This window comes from Blautia caecimuris (genome assembly GCF_024622975.1).
Taxonomy (GTDB): Bacteria; Bacillota; Clostridia; order Lachnospirales; family Lachnospiraceae; genus Blautia_A; species Blautia_A caecimuris.
This window is the reverse complement of the sequence record NZ_JANJZT010000016.1, coordinates 28,419-53,665: the sequence shown is the minus strand read 5'-3', so window position 1 is coordinate 53,665 and position 25,247 is coordinate 28,419. Positions and strand designations below refer to the sequence as shown.

Sequence of the window (25,247 nt, the reverse complement as noted above, 5' to 3'; positions counted from 1 at the left end):
TGCTTCAGCCTTCTGATATATTATCTGAAGCTTTTTTCTGCATCTTTGACATCCTACAGATACGCCTGGCATTTCTGAACGCATACCATACGCTTTCCGGATGCCTCAATAGGAATTTCATCTACATAAGTAACGTCGATCTGAGCTTCCTCTCCCAGATATTTCCGGTAGGAAGCCACTACCTCATCTTCATTGACTCTTGTCCGGTCAGCATTTAAAAGCAGCTCGTATCTTTTCTTTTCCCACTGAATGCATTTTGCCTGATGTACGATACCTTCCATATTGATCAGTACATTCATAAAAACATGAATGGACAGAGGTTCTCCCTTGCAGTTATACATCATGGAGCCGCGGCGTCCGTATATTTCTGTGAAATAACCATGTTTTCTGCCCTTTTCATCTGTTACTTCCTGATAAATTCCTGTATCGCCTGTGTCATAACGGATCATAGGAAAAGCTTTATTATAAAAATCAGTTACAACGATTCTTCCCAGTTCTCCCGGTTTCACCGGTTCATCTGAATCAAGGCTCAGCATTTCAATATAAAAATTATAAAGGTCTACCGTATACCGGTCCTCCTCGCCAACCTGGCATGCAAGAAAACCGTTCTCATTATTTCCATAAGAACGGACTGCCGAAAAGCCAAAGATTTCCCGGATCAGGTCATATGTTTTCTGAGGAAGCGCCTCGCCCATGGCGAAAACCATTTCCACATCCCATTTTCTGATATCAACTTTTTTCCTTTTCAGATAATCTGCAAGAACTGTCAGAGCACTGGAATATGCAACCAGAACCTGAATCCTGTCTTTTCGTATTTTTTCACAGATATCTGCAAGGGCATCGTCTCCCATGTTGGAGATATCGATCATGATCAGATTATTTTTAAAGGATTTCCATTTGGAGATCACATTTTTACCCGGGATCCATACACGGAACTCTCCCCGCTTCATTCCCATGCGAAATCCGTTCAGCTCCATAAAGGAAATAAAGTTCATATTCACACGGTTCATTTTATCCCCATCGCATAAAACAGTAAACGGCGCGCCTGTTGAACCGCTTGTTTTCAGACGGAACAGACTGTCTTTTCTGTCACGGAATGTATCGCAGAGAACTGCATCCATATTCTCGTTATATTTCATTTTTGTCATAACAGGAAACTCTGTAATATCCTGTGCGTCCTGATAATTTTTATAATAAGGAGAATGCTTTTTGGCATAATCAAGAAGCATTTCCACACGGCGCTGTGCATACTCCTCTGTAATTCCCTCTACAATCTCCCTTTTATTAACTTTTTTTATTTTTTCAAGCTTTCCGCCGTGAAGCTTATCCAGTATATTAAACGCTGTTCGTCTTAAAATTTCTCCCGCCTGCATTCTTTTTCCTTCCTCATTTATGATGTAGAATCAATATCATTGTTTTTTCTGTTTTGGGCCACTGCCTGCTTTCCATAATCCAAGAAGAATTACTGCTGCCACACGTATTACATTGGCAATGAGCACGGCTGCCGCAAAACCCATAATACCGCTCTTTTCTGTAAAAATCAACACAAGGACTGCAATCACAGCCAAATGTATGATCTGAAGGATCAACTGCCACTTTTCCTCTGTGAAAGTAAGAACTACAATAAAAAGATAAGCTGAAAGTACGCCAAGGATCTGACTGAGGTTTACAACTGTGATCATTCCTTTTACTGATTCATAAAGATCTCCATAAAACAGCTTTACGAAAATAGGAGTTCCAATCTGCGCTCCAAGGAAAAACACAAGGCTTACGCCTGTTCCGATTCCGGTAAACAGAAGAAACTGCTTTTTATCCATTCTCTCCTGTTTTCTTGTAAGATAAGAAATAATGATCGTATTAACAGGCGCCACCAGAAGCACCAGAGTTTTTCCGATCAGAGAAGTTACGTAATATTGTGTTACTGCCAGATGCCCCACCATATGTTCCAGCGCAAGACGGTCAATATTCAAAGTAAAATTTGTAATCAGATAAGAAAATACCAGGAAGCCTCCCCGCTGAAATGCCTGTGTAAACCACCTGCTCCGGTCAAAAAATCCTCTGAACACTGTTCCGGTTGCGGCAAGATACACCAGAGCTGCAGCCTCGCCTGCAAGAAATACCAGAAACCAGTTTTTTGTAAGGAAATAAAGTCCAAAGCCGGCTATATATCCGCCTGTCAGCACACAGTAATAGTAAAAATATTTGTTATAATTCAGGTTCAGACGGTATTCCACATCTCCGTAATAACGAAAAATTGTTGTCATAAGAAGGGCTGCCGTCCAGAAAATAACAGGCAGAGATACCATGGAATCCCTTGCCACAAAAAGAGTGACTGCTGTTCCCACTCCTCCAAACAGCAAAAGGAGGACATTATAGTCCCCGTTTTTCACCTGATAATCTCTTCGTACAACAAGACGGCTGGTATTCAGCGCCTGCCCCACAGAAGGACAGAGTATTGCAACCAGCCCCATAAGATACAAAAGCTCTCCCAGCTGGTCGCTTCCCATTTTTCGGTTCAGCAGAGGATATACAACAATCTGCAGAACCCCATTCATCAGAAGCGCTCCGCCTATGGTATACACTGTATTTGATACAATTCTTTTCTGTTTTTCTTTTGATGCCAAAGAGAAGCCTCCCCAGTTATTTTTTTATGTATTTTTCACACCGGTTTTCAAAGGATTTTCTTTTTCCGGAGCTGAGAACCGGGATCTCATCTACATACTCCACTGTAATTTCTGCTTCTTCACCAAAGTAAGGACTGATAAAATCCAGGATTGCTTTCTCATCAATTACCTGTCTGTCGCCATTCAGCCATAAAGTATATTTTGTTACATCCTCCTGGATAAAACGGTACTGGTTGATTCCCTTTGCCATAGAAAGACCGTTCAGAAGTACAAACGGAGACACAATTCTTCCCTTGCAGTCATATATCATATCTCCCCGTCTTCCATACAGTTCTTTCAGGTACAGACGGAATCTGCCGTTCTTTTCCTTTCGTTCTTCCACTGCCAGATCCCCATTGTCATAACGGATCAGGGGAATGGCATAATTATAAAGATCTGTGATCACAATTCGTCCAAGCTCTCCCGGTTCTGCAGGTTCATCACTGTCCAGCTTAAGAATCTCATAATAATAGCTTTCAGAATCAATATAATAGCTTTCATCTTCTTCACGCTGCAGACCCATAATACCGTTTTCTTCATTTGAGTACCAGGAACGTACTGTACAGTTAAAAATTCTTTCCAGATTTCGTCTTACTTCACTGGGCATGCTCTCTGAAATAGGAAGGATTGCCTTCACACAAAAGTCTCCGGTATTCATATGATGCTCTTCAATATACCGTCCCAGTTCTCCAATTGCAGATGCATATCCGATGATACACTTTACCCGTTTCTTCTTAATAACAGAAACCATTTTGCCCAAAGCTTCTTCATCCAGATTGGAACAGTCCATCATGATCAGATTCTCTGCCGTTCTGGAGATCCAGCTCTTTTTTGCGTGATCTCCTACCCACATGCGGATAAATGCTTCTTTCATTCCGATATAATATCCGCCGGCAGCCCCCAGAAAAATACTTGCAGCTGTGTTATGAAGGATTTTATTGCGATTCTGTATCATGGCAAAAGGAGTCCCCGTAGAGCCGCTTGTGTACATAATACGATTATCTGAAGCATCTTTGTAAACAGAAGACTGGCACTGCTCATAATGATTTCTGTAAGTCTCCTTATTCATAACCGGCATTTTTTCCAGAGGAGTATCCTCTGGAAAATCCTTATAAAATTCAGTTGTGCGAACTGCATGAGAGATCAGCTTCCTGATTTTCTCCTGAGTCTTTTCTATGGAAGTCCCGTTTTTATAGCTGTCACGGATTTCTTCATAATAGCCGCGTACCTTTCCTCCCTGAAGACGGTCCACCAGCCAGAATCCATACCAGCGCAGCTTTTCATCTATTACCATTTACTTTTATCCCTTCTCTGAAGTATCTTTTCCACAGCAGGCTTAAAGATTTCCGGCTTCCCGGATCACCTTTGCCATATAATCGATCTTTTCATCTGTCATGCCCGGATAAAGACCTACCCAGAAAGTATCGCGCATGATTCTGTCTGTATTTTCCAGACTTCCGGCAATGCGGTATCCTCTGCCTTCTGCTCTCATCTGATCAAAGCAGGGGTGCTTTGTAAGATTTCCGGCAAACAGCATTCTTGTCTGAACACCTTTGCTTTCAATATAAGGAACCACTTTATTTCTGTCCACTCCTTCTTTGCATGTCAAAAGGAAGCCGAACCAGCTTGGATCAGAATCGGGACAGGCTTCGGGAAGTACAAATTTTTCTTCCATTCCCTCAAGGGCTTTTCTGAGGCGCGCATAATTATGACGACGCTTTTCCACAAATCCAGGGAACTTTTCAAGCTGAGCGCATCCCACTGCCGCCTGCATATCTGTTGCTTTCAGATTATATCCAAAATGAGAGTAAACATATTTATGGTCGTAGCCAAGAGGCAGCTCTCCGTACTGTCTGTCAAATCGGTGTCCGCACACATTATCACGGCCGGACGGGCATCTGCAGTCACGTCCCCAGTCGCGGAGGGAACGGACAATCTTGTGCAGAAGCGGATTGTTTGTGTACACAGCTCCGCCTTCTCCCATTGTCATATGATGAGGCGGATAAAAGCTTGATGTGCCGATATCACCAATGGTTCCTGTAAGCTTCTTCTCTCCGTCTATCATATACTCAGAACCAAGTGCATCACAGTTGTCCTCGATCAGCCACAGGTCATGTTTTTTGCAGAAATCGCTTAAAGCCTTAAGGTCAAACGGATTACCCAGAGTATGAGCCAGCATTACTGCCTTTGTCCTGGAAGAAAGAGCTTCTTCCAGCCTGGTTACGTCAATATTATACTGAGGTACTGTCACATCTACAAATACAGGAACCGCTCCATACTGGATCATTGGCGCCACGGTTGTCGGAAATCCTGCCGCCACTGTAATCACTTCATCTCCCGGACGCACCTGGCGTTCCTTCAGAAGCGGTGAAGTCAGCGCCATAAAAGCAAGAAGATTGGCTGAAGATCCGGAATTAACCAGAGAACAGAAACGGATTCCCAGGTATTCTGAGAATTTTTTCTCAAACTCATCTGCATATCTGCCTGCTGTCAGCCAGAATTCCAGCGCACTGTCCACAAGATTTACCATTTCTTTTGAATCATAAACTCTGGATGCATAAGGAATTCTGTCTCCCTTTTTAAATGTTTTCTCTTGGTTATGATATTTACGGCAATAATTATCTACGATTCCAAGAATCTGCTCTCTTGCCTGCTGTTCTGTCATATTTTCAAACATATTTTTTCTCCTGTTTTTTATTTTATATCAGCCAGAAACTCCTGGATCTGTCTGTCCATAATTGTGTTTATGCCCTGCCCCGCCTGCCATTCCTTTGTCCACTCCACTGTTTTTTCTACAGCAGTACGAACATCCCAGGCCGGTTTCCAGCCAAAAACACTCTTTATTCGGGAACAGTCAAGTTTCAGGAAATTCGCTTCATGAGGTCCGCCCACAAAATGATTTTCCCAAGTCTGTCCATCCCCCCATGCACGGCAGAAAAGATCTACAAGCTCTCCTGTTGTCACACAGTCCCTGTCATCCGGTCCTACATTATAATATCCCGAATATCTGCTTTCTTCATACTGCATGGCAGCAATCATAAGATACGCATATAAAGGCTCCAGCACATGCTGAAACGGTCTTGTGGAATGAGGATTTCTTACTGGTATGGGCTTTCCCTCCAGAGCTGCCCGGATACAGTCCGGAATAATTCTGTCTGCAGCAAAATCTCCGCCTCCGATTACATTTCCTGCTCTTGCAGTCGAAACAGCAGGCGCTCCATCCATGAAAAATGAATTTTTATAGCTGTGAGTCACAAGCTCCGAGCATGACTTACTGTTGGAATAAGGGTCAAATCCATCCAATGGATCATCTTCCCGATATCCCCATTCCCATTCCCGGTTGTGGTACACCTTATCAGTTGTCACATTAAGAAATGATCTCACAGAATCGGTCTGACGGATACATTCCAGTATATTTACAGTTCCCATTACATTTGTTTCGTAAGTATATACCGGATTTTTATAAGATTCGCGCACAATCGGCTGGGCTGCCAGATGCAGCACTATTTCCGGCCTGTTCTCTCTGAACACTTCCAGAAGTCTGTCCAGATTTCGGATGTCGCCTGTTATACTGTTCATCTGTCTGTCCATGCCTGCCAGCCCAAAGATCGAAGGTTCTGTAGGCGGCTGCAGTGAATATCCGGTAACCTGAGCCCCCATATTCAGAAGCAGGCGGCAAAGCCATGTTCCCTTAAATCCTGTATGTCCTGTTACCAGAACTCTTTTCCCACTGTAAAAGTTGAGATCAAATTTCTTCATATTTTATCTAAACTCCTGTAATCCAATATTAAGAGTATTATACTATTCTTTCATCACAGTGGCAAGAGAGCCCTTTGCTGTTTACTTTATAAAAATATATCTTGCCTGAGCAAAATCCACCTGATCTTCGTCCTGAAGCTGATACTCTTCATCTCCTTTCAGCATTCTTCCGTTTACTGCAGTGCCGTTTCTGGAATTCAGATCTGCCAGATAATACTCATCTTCTCTCTTTCGGATCCTTGCATGCATACGACTGACAGTTGGCATCGGAATGACTGCATCTGAAGCATTTGCCAGCTTTCCTACTACCGTCAGCTCCTGTTCCAGATAAATCGTTGCCAGTTCTCCCGGCTCTCTGCTTATAAGAGCAGCCGGTCCCTTTTTCTGCCCGGCAGAAAGAACTACTGTTTCACCACAGATTTCCTCCTGACTGTCCTCCTCTTTTTTCTTTGTTCCAAAAAGCTCTCCTGTAATACTGGTTTCTGCCTTCCGTTCTTCCCGGATTGTTTCCGGATCTTTTTTTATATTTTCTTCCTTTCTGACCTGGCCTGACACAGGGCTGCTGTCTGTTTCCTGTTTTATTTTATTATGCCATTGTGCGGTCTGTTCCTGTTTCCGCTTCTTCTTTTCTGTGATCCATGCTGTAAATGCCCCTGCTCCCAAAGCCATAATTCCGATCCCCAACACTATTTCTATTGGAAGCTTTGGAATGACTCCCCAAAAACCGGCTGCCAGTACAGCCAGCGCAGCTGCACCGCCTGCTCCACAGCATAGAATCCAGTTCCATGGAATTCTTTTTTCCTTTTTCCTGTTTTTAATCTCTTCTTTTTTCTGTTCATCCGGAATCACAGAATCTATAATTTCATTCTCCTGTTTCTCTGACAGCATTTCCTGATATTTATCTTCTTTTTGAGCAGCTGCATTTTTATCCGCTTCATCTTCCTTCTGATAAATTGCCTCTTTTACCACCTCAAGCTGAAATCCCGGTTCAAGAGCTTTCCTGTAAATACCATACCCCAGCATCACCGCCTGATTATCCTCATGGTCAAGCTTTGGCAGAATATATTCTGTCAATCCCCGAAGCTGCCCCTGAATTTCTTTTTGATATCCGGGAAGGCAGCAAAAATACACTTTTTTCCTCTCTGCATCCATATAGATGTATTCCGGCTGAAGCACAAGCTGATCCGTATTCATCAGGAATTCGGCCAGCTCTTCCATTACTTTTACAAATCCTTCCAGAATGCTCTGAAGATCCTGACTCCGGAATTTTTTATCCTCAAACAGTGTTGCTATGGACTGTTTTGACGTTATGTCATAATAAAACAGCACCTCACCATCCAGATTCTGCAAATGACATTTCAGTATGGACGGAATCACATTTCCTGTAAGCATACGTACCTGATAAGATGAGGTATCTACTGCCTTTTCTTCCTGCAAAATAAGGTAATTATGACTTACATCCCTCTTATATTCTGCGCGCATTACCTTCCTCCTGCATCTGAAAAAATATCTTCTGCCGCTTTGATCTTACGAATCCATCCTACCGGATCAATGACTCTGGATTTTCCTTCTGCTCTCAGTTTCCAGGAAAATCCTCCAAATCCTGATATGGTGTCTGCCGTATAGCTTACCGTTACCTCTTTTCCATCCTTTATCTGAGTTTTCAGATTTTCAGCCCCAAAAAATCCAATATCCCCCAGCTCCTGACTGCGTTTCCCGGCTGCTTCTCCTGTGTTTCCGCCTTCCCGGTTTCCCTCCATACTTCCGGTAAGTGCGGATTCGCAGGCGGCTGCCGTCAGCCATGCCCGATTATGTACAAAAAAACAAAGATAAAGAATTCCCATGACTGCCACAAGTATCAATGACATCACACAGGCCGCTTCAATGGTAAAGCTTCCTTTTTTAGCTTTTTCCCACAAATATTTTTTTAATGTCATATAAAAATACCTCCTGTATATCCCAGAAACAAAAATGGAATAAAAGGAATTTCTGTTTTGCGGCTTCTGTGAAACACTGTCAGAAGCAGCGCTGATACCACTGCAGACAGAAACAGCCCGCTGCCAAGGGTTCTGAGGTATACTGTTGTACCAGTCATACACCCTAAAGCCAGCATCACCCATCCGTCTCCCATTCCCAAAGCGCCTCCGGTAATCACAGATGCCAAAAGAAAAATCACTCCAATAGCTGCCGGAATCAGAATATCCTGAATTTCTCTTCCTGACATAAAGCTGTAAATCAGGCCCGTACTGGCATAAATTCCTGTTAAGATCAGGGAAATCTCATGTTTTTTCCAGTCTGTCCATGCACTGCAGCCAAGAAACAGCGCTGTAACAATTTCTTCGAACATTATATACTCCCTCCTCTATCCACAACTGCTGCACGCTCCCATATTATGGACATCCGAAAGCTTTACCAGCCTGACAGTACGCTTCAGTCCGCTGCAGGAGGACTGATTGTGATACCTGTTTCCACTTTTTGTAACATAAACCGTTCCTGCAGGCTTCTGATTTCTGCTGCAGCTTTCACAGGCATAATATTTTTCTCCATACATGTTTCTGGCAGATTTTACACCCGCGCCCGACATTTGCTGCACAACAACATTCAGATATCTGCATCCCGGATTTCTGTGATATACTGTTCCTGAAACAGTTACATATACCATTCTTTCTGCCTGATCTCCATTATGGGCAAATCTTCTGCTGTCCGCGCCTGTCCAGGCATGTACCTTTACTGTATTGTGCATCCGTACTTTTGGGAGAGGAATCACTCCTCCCACCGGAGTGTAAGAGTAAACATCCGGCAAAGTGATCTCTTCCGTTCCTTTTCCATCCAGCACATAGGCATACATTCCTGCCTCCTTTGTTTTTTCACATAATGTACGAAGGTGTTCTGTCTGAATCTGATAGATATCCATAAAAGAAATCAGTGTAACCATTCCCAGAAAAAACACCGGCAGCACAAGAGCTGTCTCTACTGCAAAGCTTGCCTTTTTCAGAAAAGAGGCGCAAAGAGATACCTTTCCAGAAAACACTCTGCTTCTCCTGCCCATCGGGGTAAGCAGGTATCTGAAGCGCAACAGAGAACTTATCCTTTCTTTCCTTTTTCTGTCTACCCAGTTCTTATGATCCTTCCCATTTATGAATTTATATGTCTCCTGAAAAAGCATCTTTCTGCACCTCTTTTCTTGTCCTTTTATACATAACTGAATTGCTTTGTTACTGTAAACGTTTTTTTCCTGTTTGCCCGTACATCCACAGAAGCCTCTATTGCTTCTATACAGTGATCCAGACGGAACTCTTTCTGTCCGGTGGTATTTCTGATACAGCACTCCACCATATCCATTCCTCTCTGAAGCTTATTGCTTTTAGACTGAGATAAAAGAAGTATCTGAAGATACTCTTCGTAGGACATTCCATTTTCATCACTTTTTCTCTGACTGTCCAGTCCCTCCAGAATATGCGCAAGATTATCCAGTGAAAGCTGCCAGTTCCCGGAGTTCTTTACCAGCGGAACTTTTCCCCCATGAAACAGTTCCCTTAAATCTAAAATACTTTCTCCAAAGGACCAGCAGAACAGAAGCGCCGCCTCTATGATCACAGCAGCCGGAGGAATCAGAAAGGCAGAGGCGATGGCCAGTGCCAGACCGTGCATCTGCGCTCTCTTTGCAGGATCAGCCATAAGAAAAGCGGCATTTACGCCTTCACGGACAAGAAGCAGTCTCCTTGCAACTGACTTCAGATTTTCTGTGTCACTTGTTTTTCCGCACAGCAGATATTCCGTCTGGTATTTTAATCCTCCGGAAGCAGGATTGGTATAGCAGCCAAGCTTATCCATAAGATACTGCTGAAATAAAAGGCTGGAAGCATAGGAACTGTCTGTTTTTACCGGCTGTGTCATCTCCATTCCTTTTTCAAGATCTCGCCCGGAAAGAAGCTCAGATTTTGACACACAGTTTTCTGAAATCCCTTTTTCTGCCGGAACCACCAGATCAAGAAGGCTCATTTTACGTATTGCCTTTAAGACAGGAATCGGATTTTCTATCTTTTCTTCCGGTTTCCCGTCAGAAAGATCTTCGCCTGATGAAATATCTGTGTCTCCACTTTCTGAATTTCCGGACTCTGTCTGCTGCTGAGCTGCCTCCTGACTGTTCTGGGCTGCTGCATTCATTTCTGAATCATAACTTTCCAGGGATTTGTTTTCCTCTGCCTGCGCTCCGGCCTTCTCTGCATCTTCCACGCGATCCTTTTTTTCCTGAAATTTTTGTATCAGTTTCTGAACACCCTGACTGCCAAGGGTATCTTTCATGTATGAAACAGCCTGTCTGTAAAACACTTCTCCGTTTTCATCTGTAGCCAGACGATACCCGGACAATCCTCCCTGAACAACAGATAATTTCTGGCTGTTCTGCTTCAGTACCGGTTTCATATAGCTTTCCAGATCATCGTATACAGCAGCAAGGTTTAATGTCCCCGAACTCCCTGAGCCATTCAGAAAAAACAGATCGTATTCTTTCAGAAGCTCTCTGTCATACTGACCGAACAGAGAATAAAGCCCTATATCCAGACCGCTTAAAATCTGCGTTCTTGCTGCTGCCATTCTCACAGATTCTATACTGGTACATACCAGGGACAGTAGAAGACTGAGAATCAGCGCCAGAAAAATTGTAATACTACCCTTTTTCATAACAGATACCCTCCTTTTCCCAAAATTTCATTTCCTGCTCCCGGATTTATTCCGGACTGTTTCTCAGATTGAATTGCTCTGTTTCGTGATCTTTGAAAGAATATTTTTTACCAGACTGGTCAGCTGCTCCTTAAAAATAATAACCAGACCAATCAGAACAACCAGAATCAGAATAATTTCCACAACGCCAACTGCATCCTCTTCTGCGGCAAATCCCTTTGCCAGTTCCCACAGTTTTTTCATGTATTCACCTCCCCGCTCCTGCTTCTTCATCCATAAAAGGACAGAAATGCAGGAATCATAATAATTGCCATTACAACAGCCAGCATCATCACCATAGGCACCAGAAGCTTTGTTGCTGCCGCTTCCCCAAGAACACGGGCCTTTCTTTTCCGTTCATCCCAGGCCTCCAGGGCTTCCTGTTCCAGGATATCCGCCATTCTGCGGCTTCCCTTCTGGAGATTCTGAATCAGTAGTGTGGAAAACGTCTTATATTTCATCTGTCCGCATTTTTCCCCGAACCGTCTGTAAGCCTCGGGTTCTGATACTCCGCTGTCCATTTCATAACAGGCTGCGGCCACAGCCTCATAGGCAAAATGCCGTCTTTTCGTTTTTCTGCGCTCATAATCATCAGCCATTTTCCGAAATGCGCTTCTTGCTGTCATTCCTGCCTGGATTAAAAGAGCAAACTTCATCACCATTCCCGGATAATCCATAAGAAGCTGTTCCGCACGTCTGGCTTCCTCTTCCTGTTTTTCCCTTGTGCTTTTCAGCAGCACCACAAAGGCAGCAAACAGTCCCAGGGATGCCAGAAGCTCTCCTGTATGTTCTTTTGGACGTTCCCATTCCAACCGATGTCCCTTCCACTCTGAAGGCAGATAATAGTAATCCGGATCCTGTTTTTGCTGATTATACTGATCCAGCATTTCCTGAAATTCTTTCTGTCGTATACTTTCAGGAGATTCCTTTTCCGAAACGGTTTCTTCCTGCTCTTCCGTTTCTTTTTCCGGAACCTGGATTTTCAGAGCTTCGCTTTCCTCTCCGTCCACCGAAATCAGATACTCTTTTTCATATGAGCCTGTCTCCTCACGGGGAATTCTGTATGTATCCGGCTGTACTGTTCCTCCTTCCCCGGTCATTGTTACAGCCATTCCAAGGAAGTTCCCGCACACAGCAACTGTCAGAAACAAACGGACTCCTTTTTTATCTCCCAACGCGTCCAGATGAATCCATCCGGCCTTACTGATCAGGACTGTCCCAAAAGCCAGAATAAATATTACAATATGCACCCACATAAGCTACTCCTGTACTTTTTTCCACAATCTTTTCCTGTTTATACTTCAATATCCACAATTCTTTTCCCCAGCCAGTAGGAAAGTCCATAGATTCCCAGGCAGACTGTCATTGCGCACACGCCAAACGGATTCCCGTACAGAACCTCCAGAAAGCCCGGAGAAGTAAGCTGCAGATACAGTATAATTCCCGCAGGCATCAGACTCATGATCATCTGTTCTGCCTTTTTTGCAGAAAGAGTTGTCTCTATTTCCTTTCTGACATCAATTTTATCTCCAAGCATTCTGGCTGATGTCTGAATGATCTTGTCCATATCGCCGCCGGAACGCTTTGCTGTGCTGAAAACAGCGGCAAAATTTTCAATATCCTCAATTCCGCTTCTTTCACCAAGTCCAAGAAACAATTCTTCTACGGGAACGCTGACTTTCTTCCGGCTTTCAATGTAATGAAATTCACGGACAATATCAGCTTCCGGAGGATACAGCCGCTCCATATCCTTCATACATGCTGTCACGGCATTCTCCACAGAATAACCTGCCTGCACTGCAACACTCAGAGAATTCAGGGCATCTTTAAACTGATAATTCAAAGTCCTCTTCCTCTCCCTGATATGCTGTCTTTTTTTCCATTTTAAAAACAGCACTGCTGCCGGCACAGCCGCGATCATGCACCACCAGTTCTGATAAAACAGATAATCCACTGCCCCGCACAAAGCTGTACTCTGAAAAAGATATTTAGCGACTTCTCTTTTTGTATAATGATATTCCTCATAATTCTGCTTTGTTTTGTCCTGATTCATATTTCCACCCCTGCCCGCGCCAGCTTTTCCCGGTTCAAAAGCTCTGACACCTGTACAAGCTCCAGATCTTCCTCCCTCCGAAAAAGAGTCCGCGTTATAATCTCATTTTTTTCATAGCCACAAACTTCTGTAATCTCCAGTACTTTTCTTGTTTTGTCCCTCATTCGGCCCAGATGGATCAGAATATCCACCCCCGAGGCAATCTGTCTCCGTATTGCCTCCAACGGCAGATCCACCCCCATAAGCGTCATTGTTTCCAGACGGCTGAGCATGTCTCTGGCAGAATTTGCATGAGCTGTGCTGAGACTGCCTTCATGCCCGGTATTCAGAGCCTGAAGCATATCCACTGCCTCACCTCCTCTTACCTCCCCTACCACGATTCTGTCCGGCCGCATCCGGAGCGCTGTTTTTATCAGATCCCGGATACTGACCGATACCGCACCTTCCATATTTGCCATTTTTGCCTCCAGCCGGACCAGATTTTCCACGCCCTGAATTTTCAGTTCCGCGTTATCCTCAATAGTGATGATCCGCTCATCTTCAGGAATATAATCAGACAAAGCTCCAAGAAACGTAGTTTTGCCGCTTCCTGTACCACCGCCTATGACTATAGAATACCTGGCCCTTACCAGAGCTTTCAGAAACCGGGCACATTCACAGGTAAGACTTCCAAGCGCGATCAGTCTGTCCATTGTAATGGGAGTGTCCGGAAATCTTCTTATGGTAAGAATAGGACCGTTCAGCGCCACCGGGCTAATCACTGCATTTACTCTGGCTCCGTTCTCCAGTCGGGCATCCACAATCGGCATGGATTCATTGATCACTCGGTTGCACCGTCCTGCAATCTGCTGGATCACATCCTCAAGCTTTTCCCGGGAGGTAAAGCTTTTATCCCATTTCCCAAGCCGTCCTCCCCGCTCCACAAAGATCGCATCCGGACCGTTTACCATAATCTCTGTTACTGTTTCATCCTCGATCAGTTCCTGAAGTACATCCAGCTTGCGCACCGAATAAAACAGTTCCTGCCTGAGCTGAAGCTTTTCATTCAGAGATATATACGAATCCCTCATACGGTTCAGGATAAGCTGGTCAATCTCATCCAGTATCTCTCTGTCAGTCATTTCTCTGGACATATCCAGTTTTTCCATCAGAAGATCTCGGATCGCCTGAAAAGTCTCCCTGTTCATATGTTTTCCTTTCTTATCAGTTCTTTTACGTACTCTCCCAGCTGACTCCATGGAAGCTGTTCTACATATGCCCCGTTTCCGGAAATACTTTCGTGAAACGGAAGCTTCATTCTTACCGTTTTTGCCAGCACCTGAGGATAATCCAGCACTCGCAGAAGATTTTCAAACTGTATGATCTTACATTCTGAAAGTCCGTCTGAACACACTGGCATATAAATCCTTTTGCAAAGATCCAGCAGCTGAAACACCTCGTCAATCCCATTTCCTATATCCAGAATAAGCACCTCATAAGAACTGTGCAGAACAATTTCCTGGATCAGACAGACCCAATCCTGCCAGGAAGTTCCTCTGATATCCATAGGAGACTGAACCGGAGGAACAAAGTCAAGCTGTCCTACTGTCTCAACCATGCTGTTCAGCCTGACTGTCAGATTATGATCCCCCTGGCGCACAAAATACAGAAGGTCACTTAATGTTCCTGTAAAGCTCTTTCCAAACAGTTCTTCAAATCCCGAATATTCTTCCAGATTCAGATACAAAACAGGTTTTTCCCTGGCGGCAAGCTGACCCAGAGTAAGAGCAAAAGAAGTTTTCAGGCAGCGTCCTACCGGAGAATAAACGCCCAGTATCTGTGTGGCTTTTTTCAGAACAGGAGACTGCGCGGGCAGCACTGATCTCTCCTCTCCATAACAGGCCATAACCTCTCTTACTATCTGGGCAGAGGACTGGTACTTGTAAATCCCCGCATAGGCGCTCAGCTCCGGAGACTTAATGCCTTCTGTAAGGACGATCAGCTTTCCCACATCCAGCTCCCGTACCTCCCGGCACACAGCTGCCTCTGAGATCAGAAGGATCTCGATTCTGTTCTGCTCTGCAAAAGCCAGCAAACTCTTCACTCCGGTAAATGCCTGTACCTCAAAAGTAAGATTCTGTTTTCTGTTCAGATACTCCATAAAGTTTTTGGCATATTCAGCCTCCGTGTCGCAAACCGCAAAAATCTGTTTTTTCAATATATACCTCCTGCATAAAGCATCACACTCATAAAAACAGGAATTGTAAAGTGAAAGTTTTCCAATGCGAATCCTCTGTGATAATAGGGTTTCCTGATCCCTGTTCTCAGATAATCTTCCAGATATGAGGTCAGATAGCGCAGTCTTTCTGCAGGATTTCCGCAGAATATCAGAATCGCCAGAGATATGACGGCTCCCGCCAGAAAAGAAAATTCAATACAGCGCCAGATATCATGCACCCCCATAATTCCTCCAAGAGCACAAAATAATTTTATATCGCCCGGTCCCAGCATCCTGAACACAAACAGCCATCCAAGAGCCGCCGCCGGAATCGTTACACCAAGAAAAAATTCATATGGACCGTTTCCATTTCTGCTGAAGCAAAACAGAAAACCTGTCAGAAGAGAACAAAGGATCCAGCCATTGCTGATCCGCATGCTGGAAATATCCATTACAACACCAACCCCGGCAATTGTCAGCACTAACATTCCTTTTACAGTAATTCAGTTCCTTCCCCCTTTCTCTCTGCTGTTATTCTTTTTCATAAACAGTAAACGGGTACTTATAAAAATAATAAAATGGGATAAATCCGTCTGACCAGACGGCAGGAATACCAGAAGATTTCTGGTGAGTCTTATTATAGATCTTTCAAGCCTGTATGTCCACAAAATTCGTTCATCAAATTCCGACAGGAAAATTTGCAGATTCTGTTGTAAAACACCCTTCTTTTCATCCCCCATTCCGTCACCCTTTCTTTTTAACTGAATATTTATTCTTATATATTGCATATTTATTTGTTTTTATGTATAATATCTATATTTCTATGTGAATATATACATGAATTGTTCACAACTAATTACCGAAGCCTGATCAGCAGAATCAGCAATATACAAATACTGAAAAAGGGCAGTTCCTGTTTCGTCCTTATACCGGAACAGACAGAACTCTGTACACTTTTTCCATTTGCTTATTTACAGCAGTTATATAACTCATACAAGGAGAGATAAATATGGAAGCAAGCATAAAAAAAATAGAAGATATGTCGCTGAATGCATGGCCTTCCCATAAAATGGAACTTTATGACGGATGGATCCTCCGTTTTTCTTATTTTTATACACACAGAACCAACAGTGTGGAACAGTTTGGAACCTCCTCACTGCCCTGGCGGGAAAAAATCCCTTACTGCGAAAATGTTTACAAACGCCTGGGAACCCCGGCAATTTTTAAGATCAGCCCACTGGTTTCTCCTGATTTTGATTACACCCTGGAAAATCGCGGATATGAGATCCAGCATACAACAGATGTAATGACACTGTGTCTGAGGGATGCCCGGCTGACTGCCGCCTTTGATGACGTACAGTTCACAGAAGCCATTCCTGATTCATGGATCTTCAGTCTGTTTGACCTGAAAAAAATGACGAATCCCGTTCACAGGGAGGTGGTTCCGTCCATGTACCATGCAATTCCCAAGGAAACTTTATGTGCTTCTGTTCAGAAAAACGGAAAGATCATTGCAACAGGACTTGGAATACTGGATCGGGATTTTATTGGGATTTATGCAATTCACGTAAAAGAAGAATTCAGGGGACAGGGCCTGGCCCGCCAGATCTGCACAGGGCTTCTGAAGGAAGGAAAAAAACGCGGAGCAGAAAATGCCTATCTCCAGGTAGTACATGGAAATGCCCCTGCCCGGAGTCTTTATACCTCTCTGGGATTCCATGACCTGTATACCTACTGGTTCCGTGTACAGCCTGTATAACAGCAGGCTCCGATCATATCAAACAGCTTGTTTTCGAAATAACAGAACAGGACGCAGTATCAATACCACGTCCTGTATGGGGAATCGAATATGTAATTTTTGGTCAAAAAATTTCTCCTGCGTACCTTATACTGTTCTCTTTTCCAGTACAGCGGAAGAGCTGTGCCCTGCCACCATAGAGGTCAGAGGACTGAAATACAGAAGGCAGGTCAGTACACAGTAGATCGGAGTCATAATTGCAAACTGAACAAGTCTTCCCGGCATGATCGCATAAAAATTATATCCAAGCATAATCACCAGTCCGGCCGTTGTCAGACACAGAGAGCTGATGACTCCTGTAATGACAATAGAAACCGAAATCCCCACGGTCTTTGCCTTTCTGGATTTGCTTAAATAAAATTTTCTGAAAAGGGCCGGAAGAACGCCCCAGAGAATGGATGCCAGTGTAATAAACGGATTCACCGCATAGCCTTTCAGAAAGCATCCTACAATATCTGCGCACAGTCCGCAGACTCCGCCGGCAACCGGTCCCATCCACAGTCCGGCAAGCACGGTACATACGGTTCCCACAGTAATACGATATGGGCCCAGATCCAGTACCAGAACCCTTGTAAGTACTAGCTGCATGGCTACCAGAAGCGCCATAAAAACAAGATTTTTTACATTCCAGATAGATTTTGTGCTGTTTTTCTGCATAATAAAAACACCTCCATAATGTTATCATAAATAATATTCCCTCCACATTATGAGATGTTCTCATATGTAGCAACGGGTGCGGAAAATATATCGTAAGCTTTTTCTGTCATCAGCTTTTCGTTTCACGGCGACTCCCCAGCCAGTGAACACTTAACGCATAAATTCCTACTTCGCTATTATTTATTTATCCACAGTATAACACACTTTACAGATATTTCAACACTTTTCTGTTATAATATTAACACCCTATAACTGAATAAAGGTTACTGTTCACAGCAACTTGATCTATGAACAGTAATGAATAAAATACAGTTTTTTTACCATACTATCTCTCAAAACCATTGCCAACAGCATAAAGGAGGGGTATGATGGAACACAGAAAACTTTCGGATCACAGTTCTGTAAAAAAAACTGAAGATCCTTATCATGTATATTACGAAAATTACCTGGACACCAATGCCTGTACCGAATGTACAGGGCTGATGCCCAATGCTGCCCACAACAGAGAGGAATGGGATGCCTACCGGGAAATCTTTGATTTCACCGCCAAGCCTCCGGCTGCGGACAGCACAGAGAAACCTCTGTCCGCAAAAGACAGCCTGCAGGAAACGTCCGGTAATTGATCATACTGGAGGACATTCATGAAAAAACTATCAGCTGCTCTTCTCTGCACAACACTTCTTTTTGCCGTTTCCGGCTGTATTCCGTCTGAGACTTCTGACGGACCAGTTTCTTCTGACAAGCCGGAAATCCAGGCTGATGCTCCACAGAATCCCCGGGTATATATGGATGAGATCCGGGGAACTGTAAAGGATTTTACAGGAAGCCGCCTTACCCTCTGCCAAAAGTCAGATACCTACAGCTTTGACATCTCACAGGCAGAGCTTGAATGCAGGGAAGGACTTCTTGCCGGGGCTGACGTCTGCGTAATCTATGAAGGTCAGCTTAACACCACTGATACCAGTTCTGTCAGAGTCCTGAAGGTGGCAGATGCCTACCACGACAGAGCGGAACTGAAAGAAAAAAAGACTTACGGACAGGTTCAGGGACTTACAGAAAATACCATTACCCTGAAATCAAAAAGCGGCAAAACTGCCACTTATCCTGTTACCGGAACAGAACAGTATTATCAGAACGGACTCCGTCCCGGAGGCTGGGTCTATCTTCATTACAGGGGAGATTTTGGCCAGGGTACCTCAGAAAATCCAAATATTCTGGACGCATCACAACTGAAGGTGCTCAGAGTCTCCGATATCGATCCCCTGAAAGTACCTGAACCTACCCCCACTCCGCCGCCTCAGCCGGATACTGCTGTTCCCCAGGAAAAACAGCTTCGCACTGTGATCCGCTCTGTAAATATGAACATACTTCAGGTATCGCCTGACAATTCCGACACTGTACTGAAGCTTGACATGTCTTCTGTACCCTGTCACTTCAGCGGAGGAATTGCAACAGGAGCTCATGTGAATATTACCTACACAGGAGAATTCACCGGAACCACTCTGGATGGCATAACTGTACTGGGAATTACAGGCGAAATACCGGAACAGGCCAACAAACACTCCATTTCATCTGCAATCTCAGGCGAGATCATCGGATCCACTGCCAATACCATTACGATTATGAGCCCGGATGGAATCAGTCTTACTTTTTTTACCGATACAGCCCAGAACTCCTCTACAGGAGGGCTGCTTACCGGAAGCAGCGTAAAGCTTACTTTTGATCCGGCAGAATCCCGGAACACCAACATTTATACCTGTGTCAAAATCGAGGATGCCTGAACCGGGTTTTTATTGCATTTTCACCCTGTCTCAGCCAGTTCTCCAGATCATCGCTGTCTCCCAGAACTGACCGGAAGGCAGTATACTCATCAACAATTCCGTTTCCATGCATTACCATGTAGGCGCCGGCGTCGCTTCCCAGAGCCACCTGCGCCTTTTTCTGAAATGCAAGAAAAAGATTTTCTTCTGCTTTTCTGATAATAGGGATAAGAACTCTGTCCTCATATCGTCCGCATCCTCTGAGATTTCTCACAGTCACAAGGGTGGGGACCCAGACTGTACGGCTGTCTGCCAGCATGGAAATACATTCCTCATCCATATAATTCCCATGCTCCAGGCTGTCCACTCCGGCTTCTATTGCTGCCTGGACTCCATATACTCCATTGGTGTGGCTCATAACGGCAAAGCCTTCTTCATGTGCGATATGCACCATCTCACAAACCTCTTTTTTATCCAGAGGGGTGCCGGTCACCTTTCCCTGATCTGCAAAATCCAGAAGTCCGGTAGTCATGATCTTAATAAAATCAGCGCCCTGCCTTCCGGCTTCCAGAACAAGATTGTGGAATTCTTTTAAATCCGTAAAGCTTTTTCCCACAATACTTCCATAATGTCCTGCCTTGTGTATGGCAAAAGCAGAGGTACGATAGTCGATATCATACTCCGGCGCCAGCTTCCGGGCCAGAACAGAAGCCCCGTAAGGATCTCCTCCGTCTCTGACAAAGCTTATTCCTGCCTTTTTGTAGGCTTCCAGATGCTCTCTGATTATTTTTTCGTCTGCTCCGTCTTTATGACATTTTACAGCTTCCCGGTAATTAATTCCGTCCATAAATATATGAGCATGACATTCTCCAAACATTTTCTTTCATCTCCTGCTGACTGTGTGTGTTATAGTTTATTTCTCAAAAAATTTTCTGATCTCTGCCTCACCGGCATTTACTGAACCCTGGGCAAAAAACGGCCTTCCGCCGCCTCGCCCGTTTAAAGCCTGATTCATCTCTTTTATAAACTGCCGGAGATCTCCGTTCTTTTCTCCGACAGCATACCTGTAGCTTCCATCTGGATTCTCTGAAAAAACAGCGCAGCGGCCCTTGCATTTCTGCATCACAGCATCTGCCATTTTACGCACACTGTCTGCATCCATCCCCTGATGAAATAAAAGCACATTTCCTGCTCCCTCCCATCTTTTTGCCTCTGTATCACACAGCTCCTGTTCCAGACGGAGGATCCGGCCTTTCAGACGGTAATTTTCCTCCTGAAGCCGTTCTACTGCCCGGGCTGTTTCTGTGGCTTTTGCCGATAATTTCACAGAAACCTTATGATTCTGTTCATTCACCATATTCAAATAATCCAGAACCCTTTTTCCACTTATCATGGTAACTCTTACACCCTCACGGAAATTTTCCACACTGAGGATTTTTACCATTCCGATCTCTCCTGTATGGGTCACATGAGTTCCGCAGCAGGCGCAGAGATCTGCCCCCGGAAAACGTACAAGGCGGATTTTCCCTGTCAGTTCTTTTTTACTTCTGTAAGGCAGAGCCGCAAGCTCCTCTTTATCCGGATAAAAAATTTCTACAGGATTATCCTCCCATATGTTTCTGTTTGTTTTTTCTTCGATCTCCGCCAGCTGTTTCTCATCAAGAACACCGCTGAAATCAATGGTGATCACATCGCTGCTCATATGAAAACCAACATTATTGTATCCATATGCTTCATGCACAAGACCGCTTACTATGTGCTCCCCTGAATGCTGCTGCATCAGGTCAAACCTTCTCTGCCAGTCTATTTTACCGATCACTTCTGTTCCGGGTTCCAATTCGCTTTTTACATAATGGATCAGCTCTCCGTTCTTTTCCTGAACATCTGTAACCGCTGTATCTCCCAGAATTCCAAGATCGGATGGCTGACCGCCTCCTTCCGGATAAAATGCGCTCTGATCCAGAATCACCTGAAAGCCTTTCTCCTCTTTTCGGCATTCCACAACCTTTGCAGAAAACTCTTTTATATAAACGTCTTCATAATATAATCTTTTTGTGTCTGTCATAACATCTTCCCTCTCCTGAAATCGTTCTTAGTTTATGTCAGGTACCATATACTGTATCTCTTTTCCAGTATATCACAGGTGCCTGCCTGAGAACAGTCCCCCGGGTTCCGGCAACTTAGTCAAAATACATTCCAAATCACCTTCGGTGACGGCATTTTGCCCTGTATGTCCCCGGAATCCTGGCATGTATGCCCAAACACCTCCCGGGATGATTCCCCTTTAAAGTCCCCTGTATACAGAAAGAGCGCTGTACGACAATCCATTGAAATAAAATTATTTCTCCAAATGCCGTCTGAAGCGCTCTTCTGTTGGGTATTATCTATATTCAGTTAAAAAGAAAGAGTGTATTTTTCTACGGAAATTTCCGCTTTTCCCTCTGCCGCAAAGGTAATTCCCTCCGCATTCTGAGGAGTATAAAGGGTAAAACTGGCTGTCTGTCTTCCGCCATTGATAAAGATTTCCAGGCTGAACCGGTCCATCAGACAGCGAAGTGTTATCATACCGTCCACCGGCTCCACAGAAATCTCACGTCTGTGCATAATATCATACAGATAGCCGCTGTGGCTTCGGTCCACACAAAGTACCTTCCTGTGGATATCATAAGAAACAGAAGTATAATAATCCTCATTCTGCGCAACTTTCATGGAGAAATCCCGGAAATTATCGTCTGCCTTCAGCTTTACTGTCATATCGATCACACGTCCGGAAACTCCTTCCAGAGAGGTTTCTTCTGTTATTTTTACCTTTTCGTGGCAGACCCGGTTGCTTCTGTATGCCTCAATTTCCCGTACCGGCTTCTGGATCAGCCTGTTATCCTTAAGAGTCAGCTCTCTTGGAACTGTCATCTGTCCAAAATACTTTACTCCGTCAGGCACAAACTTGGAGTTGCTCCATGCCTGCATCCAGGCAATCATAATACGTCTTCCGTCAGGAGCTTTCATTGTCTGGGGCGCGTAAAAATCAATTCCACTGTCAAGGGGCTGCACGTCTTCTCTGGTAAAAGCATGGCTGTTTTTGTCATAGGTTCCGGTAAGATAAATCGTTCCGTGTCCTACATGGAATTTCAGCCCCTCAGGCATCATTTCCATTGGACTTACCACAAGAACCTGTTTGTTGTCCAGAGGAAAGAAATCAGGGCATTCCCACATCCAGCCAAGCTTTTTGCAGCTTGAGTCAATGACGCTGCAAAATTCCCAGTGAAGAGCATCCTGGCTTTTATACAGAAGAATGGAGCTGTTTCCTTCTGCATTGGCATTGGACGCCACAGCATAAAAGGTGCCGTCTTCCTCCTGCCATATTTTCGGATCACGGAAATCAACTCTGCTTCCGCCTTCCGGCACACTGTCTGCTGTGATTACAGGATTGTTTTCATACTTCTCATAGTCTGTTCCATCGCCAAACGCCATGCACTGTGTCTGATGATCCCTGCGGCTTCCATCCTCTTCTATGACCTTCCGCACGCCTGTGTACATCAGAAGATGGCGTCCGTCCGCAAGTTCAAGGGCGCTTCCGGAAAAGCATCCCGCATTGTCATATTCCTGATCCGGAGCCATAGCCGCCGGTCTGCGCTCCCATTTTATCAGATCCCTGCTCACCACATGCCCCCAGTGCATTGGTCCCCATTCATTGGCATAAGGATAATACTGATAAAAAAGATGATACTGGCCTTTATAATACGAAAAACCATTTGGATCATTAATCCAGCCCGCTCCGCCTGTTACGTGATACGTCGGTCTTTCCTCCGGGCTGATCTCGCTGATCCGTTTTTTCTCATATTCTCTGGCCTGTTTTAATAATTCACTTGTCGTCATATTGTATTCGCCTTTCAGATTCTTTTTACCGGCTTTTTTCAGCCCTTGATTCCTGATGAGGCAATTCCCTCCACATAATATTTCTGCATGAAAATAAACATAATGATCATTGGAATTGCAGAGACAACCAATGCTGCCATGATCGCACTGTAGTGAACCGGCTGTGTTCCAAAGAAGGACTGTACTGCAAGCTGAATGGTTCGCTTATCTTCTCCGGTCATAACCAGGAACGGCCACATAAAGTCATTCCAGTGAGCTACAAAGTCAAGAATAAACACGGTTGCATATACTGTTTTGGAAATTGGTACAACAATCTTAAAAAATGTTCCCGCAGGACTGCTGCCGTCAATGGCCGCTGCCTCGATCAGTTCGTCCGGCACATCACAGAAAAACTGCCGGAACATATAAATGGAAAAGCATTTTGCTATAAACGGCACAACAAGAGCCGGAAGTGTATTGACCCATCCAAGCTGGGACATTTCAATATACAGAGGCAGCATGATTGCTTCCATTGGAAGAACCATCAATGCAATCACAAGATTCATGATCGCACCTTTGCCCTTAAAATCAAATTTCGCCAGGGCATAACCGCACATGGAGTTTACCAAAAGATCAAAAATAAGAATCAGGCCAATGTAAAGCAAAGTATTTTTGAATACCTGAGGCATGTTCAGCCTTGAAAACACCTCTGCATAATTGTCCAGAGATGCCTGAATGGGCAGAAATGTAGCCAGGGAATCCATGTCTGCAAAAATCTTTGCCTCCGGCTTCAGAGATGCCGAGATCATCCAGATCAAAGGAGATACAAAAATAATGCCGATCACAATATTTCCGAAGTAAAACATAAATTTGCCGAATTTAGCAGAAAATTTCATTGATTTCGTCATAACCATATCCTTCTTTCTCAGTCTGTAGCCGCTGTAACTTTTTTCATTGCCATGGACAACGTTACCACAATCACAAAGAATACTGCTGCAATAGAGCAGGCATAGCCGAAGTTACCCTTCTGGAAGCCCTGGGTGTAAATATAATACACAAGTGTTTTTGTAGAATTTTTCGGTCCGCCCTGAGTCATGATATAAGGCTGGGTAAACAGCTTCATTGCCTGGATCATTGTGATCATAACAACATATTTTATAGTTCCCTTTAATCCGGGAAGGGTAATATACAGGAACTGTTTAAATTTCGTAGCGCCGTCCACCGCTGCCGCTTCATACTGATCCTTGGGGATTCCCTGAAGACCTGCCAGGAAGATCATCATCTGATATCCAGCCCCCTGCCATGCAGACATGAAGATAATCGAGTTCATTGCTGTGTCTGCGTCGCTGAGGAATTTGATAGGCTCCATTCCAAGGGAAACAAGAAGAGAGTTGATCAGTCCTGTATTTGGATTCGCATTATAAAGAACTGACCACAGAACCGCGATTACAACCATGGAAGTAAGCTGAGGACTGAAATACATTGTTCTGAAAATGGATACGCCCCGGAATTTTTTTGAGACAAGAAGCGCAAGTCCCAGAGCAAGAGCACACTGGATCGGTACAACAAGAACTGTAAAATAAACCGTATTCTTTAATGCGATCCAGAAGTTCTTATCACTGAACAGCTTCTGATAATTTTCAAGTCCGATAAATTTGATTGCGTCCGGTCTCATGATCTGATATTTGAATCCTGAGAAATATACAGTATAAATCATCGGAACAACCAGAAATGCGATCAGAAGAATCACTGCAGGAGCTACAAACATATATGCAGTAATTCT

General features: G+C 44.2%; 25 protein-coding genes and 1 riboswitch. Of the genes, 3 read left to right on the top strand and 22 right to left on the bottom strand.

Features of this window, described 5'->3' with window-relative positions; translation table 11 throughout:
* Nucleotides 1–53: 53 nt before the first annotated feature.
* The 16 genes from NSA57_RS11160 to NSA57_RS11085 form a co-directional block, all read right to left on the bottom strand.
* Nucleotides 54–1,373 (bottom strand): phenylacetate--CoA ligase family protein, encoded by a 1,320-nt coding sequence (locus NSA57_RS11160; protein WP_257464871.1) that lies wholly within the window; start codon nucleotides 1,371–1,373, stop codon nucleotides 54–56.
* Nucleotides 1,374–1,409: 36 nt separating this feature from the next.
* Entirely contained in the window at nucleotides 1,410–2,624 is a 1,215-nt protein-coding gene (locus NSA57_RS11155) for a lipopolysaccharide biosynthesis protein (RefSeq protein WP_257464870.1), read from the bottom strand.
* Nucleotides 2,625–2,640: 16 nt separating this feature from the next.
* Complete coding sequence (locus NSA57_RS11150; RefSeq protein ID WP_147599849.1) at nucleotides 2,641–3,957, bottom strand: phenylacetate--CoA ligase family protein; 1,317 nt, start codon at nucleotides 3,955–3,957, stop codon at nucleotides 2,641–2,643.
* 42 nt (nucleotides 3,958–3,999) lie between these two features.
* On the bottom strand, nucleotides 4,000–5,340 hold the full coding sequence (rfbH, locus tag NSA57_RS11145; RefSeq protein WP_173752870.1) for a lipopolysaccharide biosynthesis protein RfbH: 1,341 nt from the start codon (nucleotides 5,338–5,340) through the stop codon (nucleotides 4,000–4,002).
* A 17-nt stretch (nucleotides 5,341–5,357) separates the two neighbouring features.
* Nucleotides 5,358–6,422, bottom strand: a complete 1,065-nt coding sequence (rfbG, locus tag NSA57_RS11140; RefSeq protein WP_257464869.1) for a CDP-glucose 4,6-dehydratase — start codon at nucleotides 6,420–6,422, stop codon at nucleotides 5,358–5,360.
* An 81-nt stretch (nucleotides 6,423–6,503) separates the two neighbouring features.
* Nucleotides 6,504–7,904, bottom strand: coding sequence for a DUF6382 domain-containing protein (locus tag NSA57_RS11135; protein WP_257464868.1), 1,401 nt, complete (start codon nucleotides 7,902–7,904; stop codon nucleotides 6,504–6,506).
* Complete coding sequence (locus tag NSA57_RS11130; RefSeq protein WP_257464867.1) at nucleotides 7,904–8,359, bottom strand: TadE family protein; 456 nt, start codon at nucleotides 8,357–8,359, stop codon at nucleotides 7,904–7,906. Before NSA57_RS11130 ends, NSA57_RS11135 begins: the two co-directional genes overlap by 1 nt.
* On the bottom strand, nucleotides 8,356–8,769 hold the full coding sequence (locus tag NSA57_RS11125; RefSeq protein ID WP_147599845.1) for a prepilin peptidase: 414 nt from the start codon (nucleotides 8,767–8,769) through the stop codon (nucleotides 8,356–8,358). Before NSA57_RS11125 ends, NSA57_RS11130 begins: the two co-directional genes overlap by 4 nt.
* A 15-nt stretch (nucleotides 8,770–8,784) precedes the next feature.
* Nucleotides 8,785–9,453 carry a TadE/TadG family type IV pilus assembly protein gene (locus NSA57_RS11120; protein ID WP_257464866.1) on the bottom strand — a complete coding sequence of 223 codons (669 nt, stop codon included), beginning with the start codon at nucleotides 9,451–9,453 and terminating at the stop codon, nucleotides 8,785–8,787.
* A 161-nt stretch (nucleotides 9,454–9,614) separates the two neighbouring features.
* On the bottom strand, nucleotides 9,615–11,105 hold the full coding sequence (locus NSA57_RS11115; RefSeq protein WP_257464865.1) for a DUF5702 domain-containing protein: 1,491 nt from the start codon (nucleotides 11,103–11,105) through the stop codon (nucleotides 9,615–9,617).
* A gap of 63 nt (nucleotides 11,106–11,168) precedes the next feature.
* On the bottom strand, nucleotides 11,169–11,348 hold the full coding sequence (locus NSA57_RS11110) for a Flp1 family type IVb pilin (RefSeq protein WP_022067060.1): 180 nt from the start codon (nucleotides 11,346–11,348) through the stop codon (nucleotides 11,169–11,171).
* 26 nt (nucleotides 11,349–11,374) lie between these two features.
* Nucleotides 11,375–12,400, bottom strand: coding sequence for a type II secretion system F family protein (locus tag NSA57_RS11105; protein ID WP_173752864.1), 1,026 nt, complete (start codon nucleotides 12,398–12,400; stop codon nucleotides 11,375–11,377).
* Between the two features lie 38 nt (nucleotides 12,401–12,438).
* Nucleotides 12,439–13,197: a type II secretion system F family protein gene (locus tag NSA57_RS11100; protein ID WP_147599841.1), complete on the bottom strand. Its 759-nt coding sequence runs from the start codon at nucleotides 13,195–13,197 to the stop codon at nucleotides 12,439–12,441.
* On the bottom strand, nucleotides 13,194–14,384 hold the full coding sequence (locus tag NSA57_RS11095) for a TadA family conjugal transfer-associated ATPase (RefSeq protein ID WP_257464864.1): 1,191 nt from the start codon (nucleotides 14,382–14,384) through the stop codon (nucleotides 13,194–13,196). The genes NSA57_RS11100 and NSA57_RS11095 overlap by 4 nt, the downstream gene beginning before the upstream one ends.
* Nucleotides 14,381–15,394: a P-loop NTPase family protein gene (locus NSA57_RS11090; RefSeq protein ID WP_243873723.1), complete on the bottom strand. Its 1,014-nt coding sequence runs from the start codon at nucleotides 15,392–15,394 to the stop codon at nucleotides 14,381–14,383. The genes NSA57_RS11095 and NSA57_RS11090 overlap by 4 nt, the downstream gene beginning before the upstream one ends.
* Nucleotides 15,391–15,876 (bottom strand): prepilin peptidase, encoded by a 486-nt coding sequence (locus NSA57_RS11085; RefSeq protein ID WP_257464863.1) that lies wholly within the window; start codon nucleotides 15,874–15,876, stop codon nucleotides 15,391–15,393. Before NSA57_RS11085 ends, NSA57_RS11090 begins: the two co-directional genes overlap by 4 nt.
* 527 nt (nucleotides 15,877–16,403) lie before the next feature.
* Between NSA57_RS11085 and NSA57_RS11080 the strand changes: the two genes are divergently transcribed.
* A complete protein-coding gene (locus tag NSA57_RS11080) occupies nucleotides 16,404–17,153 on the top strand; it encodes a GNAT family N-acetyltransferase (RefSeq protein WP_257464862.1) in 750 nt (249 codons plus the stop codon).
* A gap of 126 nt (nucleotides 17,154–17,279) precedes the next feature.
* Here NSA57_RS11080 and NSA57_RS11075 read toward each other — a convergent pair whose 3' ends face one another.
* The gene (locus tag NSA57_RS11075; protein WP_257464861.1) at nucleotides 17,280–17,849 is read right to left on the bottom strand and encodes a folate family ECF transporter S component; all 570 of its coding nucleotides are present in this window, start codon (nucleotides 17,847–17,849) and stop codon (nucleotides 17,280–17,282) included.
* Between the two features lie 68 nt (nucleotides 17,850–17,917).
* Nucleotides 17,918–18,024, bottom strand: a riboswitch (THF riboswitch).
* Between the two features lie 190 nt (nucleotides 18,025–18,214).
* On the opposite strand from NSA57_RS11075, the gene NSA57_RS11070 reads away from it, so the two are divergent.
* Together NSA57_RS11070 and NSA57_RS11065 are read left to right on the top strand one after the other, a co-directional pair.
* Nucleotides 18,215–18,472 carry a hypothetical protein gene (locus tag NSA57_RS11070; RefSeq protein ID WP_147599836.1) on the top strand — a complete coding sequence of 86 codons (258 nt, stop codon included), beginning with the start codon at nucleotides 18,215–18,217 and terminating at the stop codon, nucleotides 18,470–18,472.
* A gap of 18 nt (nucleotides 18,473–18,490) precedes the next feature.
* Nucleotides 18,491–19,630: a hypothetical protein gene (locus tag NSA57_RS11065; RefSeq protein ID WP_257464860.1), complete on the top strand. Its 1,140-nt coding sequence runs from the start codon at nucleotides 18,491–18,493 to the stop codon at nucleotides 19,628–19,630.
* Here the strand turns inward: NSA57_RS11065 and NSA57_RS11060 are convergent.
* The 5 genes from NSA57_RS11060 to NSA57_RS11040 form a co-directional block, all read right to left on the bottom strand.
* Nucleotides 19,611–20,486, bottom strand: a complete 876-nt coding sequence (locus NSA57_RS11060; protein ID WP_257464859.1) for an amidohydrolase family protein — start codon at nucleotides 20,484–20,486, stop codon at nucleotides 19,611–19,613. The genes NSA57_RS11065 and NSA57_RS11060 overlap by 20 nt on opposite strands.
* Before the next feature lie 36 nt (nucleotides 20,487–20,522).
* A complete protein-coding gene (locus NSA57_RS11055) occupies nucleotides 20,523–21,674 on the bottom strand; it encodes an alanyl-tRNA editing protein (protein ID WP_257464858.1) in 1,152 nt (383 codons plus the stop codon).
* 329 nt (nucleotides 21,675–22,003) lie between these two features.
* Nucleotides 22,004–23,485, bottom strand: coding sequence for a glycoside hydrolase family 32 protein (locus NSA57_RS11050; protein ID WP_257464857.1), 1,482 nt, complete (start codon nucleotides 23,483–23,485; stop codon nucleotides 22,004–22,006).
* A gap of 38 nt (nucleotides 23,486–23,523) precedes the next feature.
* Entirely contained in the window at nucleotides 23,524–24,372 is an 849-nt protein-coding gene (locus NSA57_RS11045) for a carbohydrate ABC transporter permease (protein ID WP_257464856.1), read from the bottom strand.
* A gap of 17 nt (nucleotides 24,373–24,389) precedes the next feature.
* Nucleotides 24,390–25,232, bottom strand: coding sequence for a carbohydrate ABC transporter permease (locus NSA57_RS11040; protein WP_390573370.1), 843 nt, complete (start codon nucleotides 25,230–25,232; stop codon nucleotides 24,390–24,392).
* Nucleotides 25,233–25,247: the final 15 nt, after the last annotated feature.

What these genes read in the sequence shown, in the direction of transcription:
- NSA57_RS11160 (WP_257464871.1), bottom strand. Translation starts at nt 1,373, where the DNA reads ATGCAGGCGGGAGAAATTTTAAGACGAACAGCGTTTAATATACTGGAT.
- NSA57_RS11150 (WP_147599849.1), bottom strand. Translation starts at nt 3,957, where the DNA reads ATGGTAATAGATGAAAAGCTGCGCTGGTATGGATTCTGGCTGGTGGAC.
- rfbH (WP_173752870.1), bottom strand. Translation starts at nt 5,340, where the DNA reads ATGTTTGAAAATATGACAGAACAGCAGGCAAGAGAGCAGATTCTTGGA.
- rfbG (WP_257464869.1), bottom strand. Translation starts at nt 6,422, where the DNA reads ATGAAGAAATTTGATCTCAACTTTTACAGTGGGAAAAGAGTTCTGGTA.
- NSA57_RS11135 (WP_257464868.1), bottom strand. Translation starts at nt 7,904, where the DNA reads ATGCGCGCAGAATATAAGAGGGATGTAAGTCATAATTACCTTATTTTG.
- NSA57_RS11130 (WP_257464867.1), bottom strand. Translation starts at nt 8,359, where the DNA reads ATGACATTAAAAAAATATTTGTGGGAAAAAGCTAAAAAAGGAAGCTTT.
- NSA57_RS11125 (WP_147599845.1), bottom strand. Translation starts at nt 8,769, where the DNA reads ATGTTCGAAGAAATTGTTACAGCGCTGTTTCTTGGCTGCAGTGCATGG.
- NSA57_RS11115 (WP_257464865.1), bottom strand. Translation starts at nt 11,105, where the DNA reads ATGAAAAAGGGTAGTATTACAATTTTTCTGGCGCTGATTCTCAGTCTT.
- NSA57_RS11110 (WP_022067060.1), bottom strand. Translation starts at nt 11,348, where the DNA reads ATGAAAAAACTGTGGGAACTGGCAAAGGGATTTGCCGCAGAAGAGGAT.
- NSA57_RS11105 (WP_173752864.1), bottom strand. Translation starts at nt 12,400, where the DNA reads ATGTGGGTGCATATTGTAATATTTATTCTGGCTTTTGGGACAGTCCTG.
- NSA57_RS11100 (WP_147599841.1), bottom strand. Translation starts at nt 13,197, where the DNA reads ATGAATCAGGACAAAACAAAGCAGAATTATGAGGAATATCATTATACA.
- NSA57_RS11095 (WP_257464864.1), bottom strand. Translation starts at nt 14,384, where the DNA reads ATGAACAGGGAGACTTTTCAGGCGATCCGAGATCTTCTGATGGAAAAA.
- NSA57_RS11080 (WP_257464862.1), top strand. Translation starts at nt 16,404, where the DNA reads ATGGAAGCAAGCATAAAAAAAATAGAAGATATGTCGCTGAATGCATGG.
- NSA57_RS11075 (WP_257464861.1), bottom strand. Translation starts at nt 17,849, where the DNA reads ATGCAGAAAAACAGCACAAAATCTATCTGGAATGTAAAAAATCTTGTT.
- NSA57_RS11070 (WP_147599836.1), top strand. Translation starts at nt 18,215, where the DNA reads ATGATGGAACACAGAAAACTTTCGGATCACAGTTCTGTAAAAAAAACT.
- NSA57_RS11065 (WP_257464860.1), top strand. Translation starts at nt 18,491, where the DNA reads ATGAAAAAACTATCAGCTGCTCTTCTCTGCACAACACTTCTTTTTGCC.
- NSA57_RS11060 (WP_257464859.1), bottom strand. Translation starts at nt 20,486, where the DNA reads ATGTTTGGAGAATGTCATGCTCATATATTTATGGACGGAATTAATTAC.
- NSA57_RS11055 (WP_257464858.1), bottom strand. Translation starts at nt 21,674, where the DNA reads ATGACAGACACAAAAAGATTATATTATGAAGACGTTTATATAAAAGAG.
- NSA57_RS11050 (WP_257464857.1), bottom strand. Translation starts at nt 23,485, where the DNA reads ATGACGACAAGTGAATTATTAAAACAGGCCAGAGAATATGAGAAAAAA.
- NSA57_RS11045 (WP_257464856.1), bottom strand. Translation starts at nt 24,372, where the DNA reads ATGACGAAATCAATGAAATTTTCTGCTAAATTCGGCAAATTTATGTTT.
- NSA57_RS11040 (WP_390573370.1), bottom strand. Translation starts at nt 25,232, where the DNA reads ATGTTTGTAGCTCCTGCAGTGATTCTTCTGATCGCATTTCTGGTTGTT.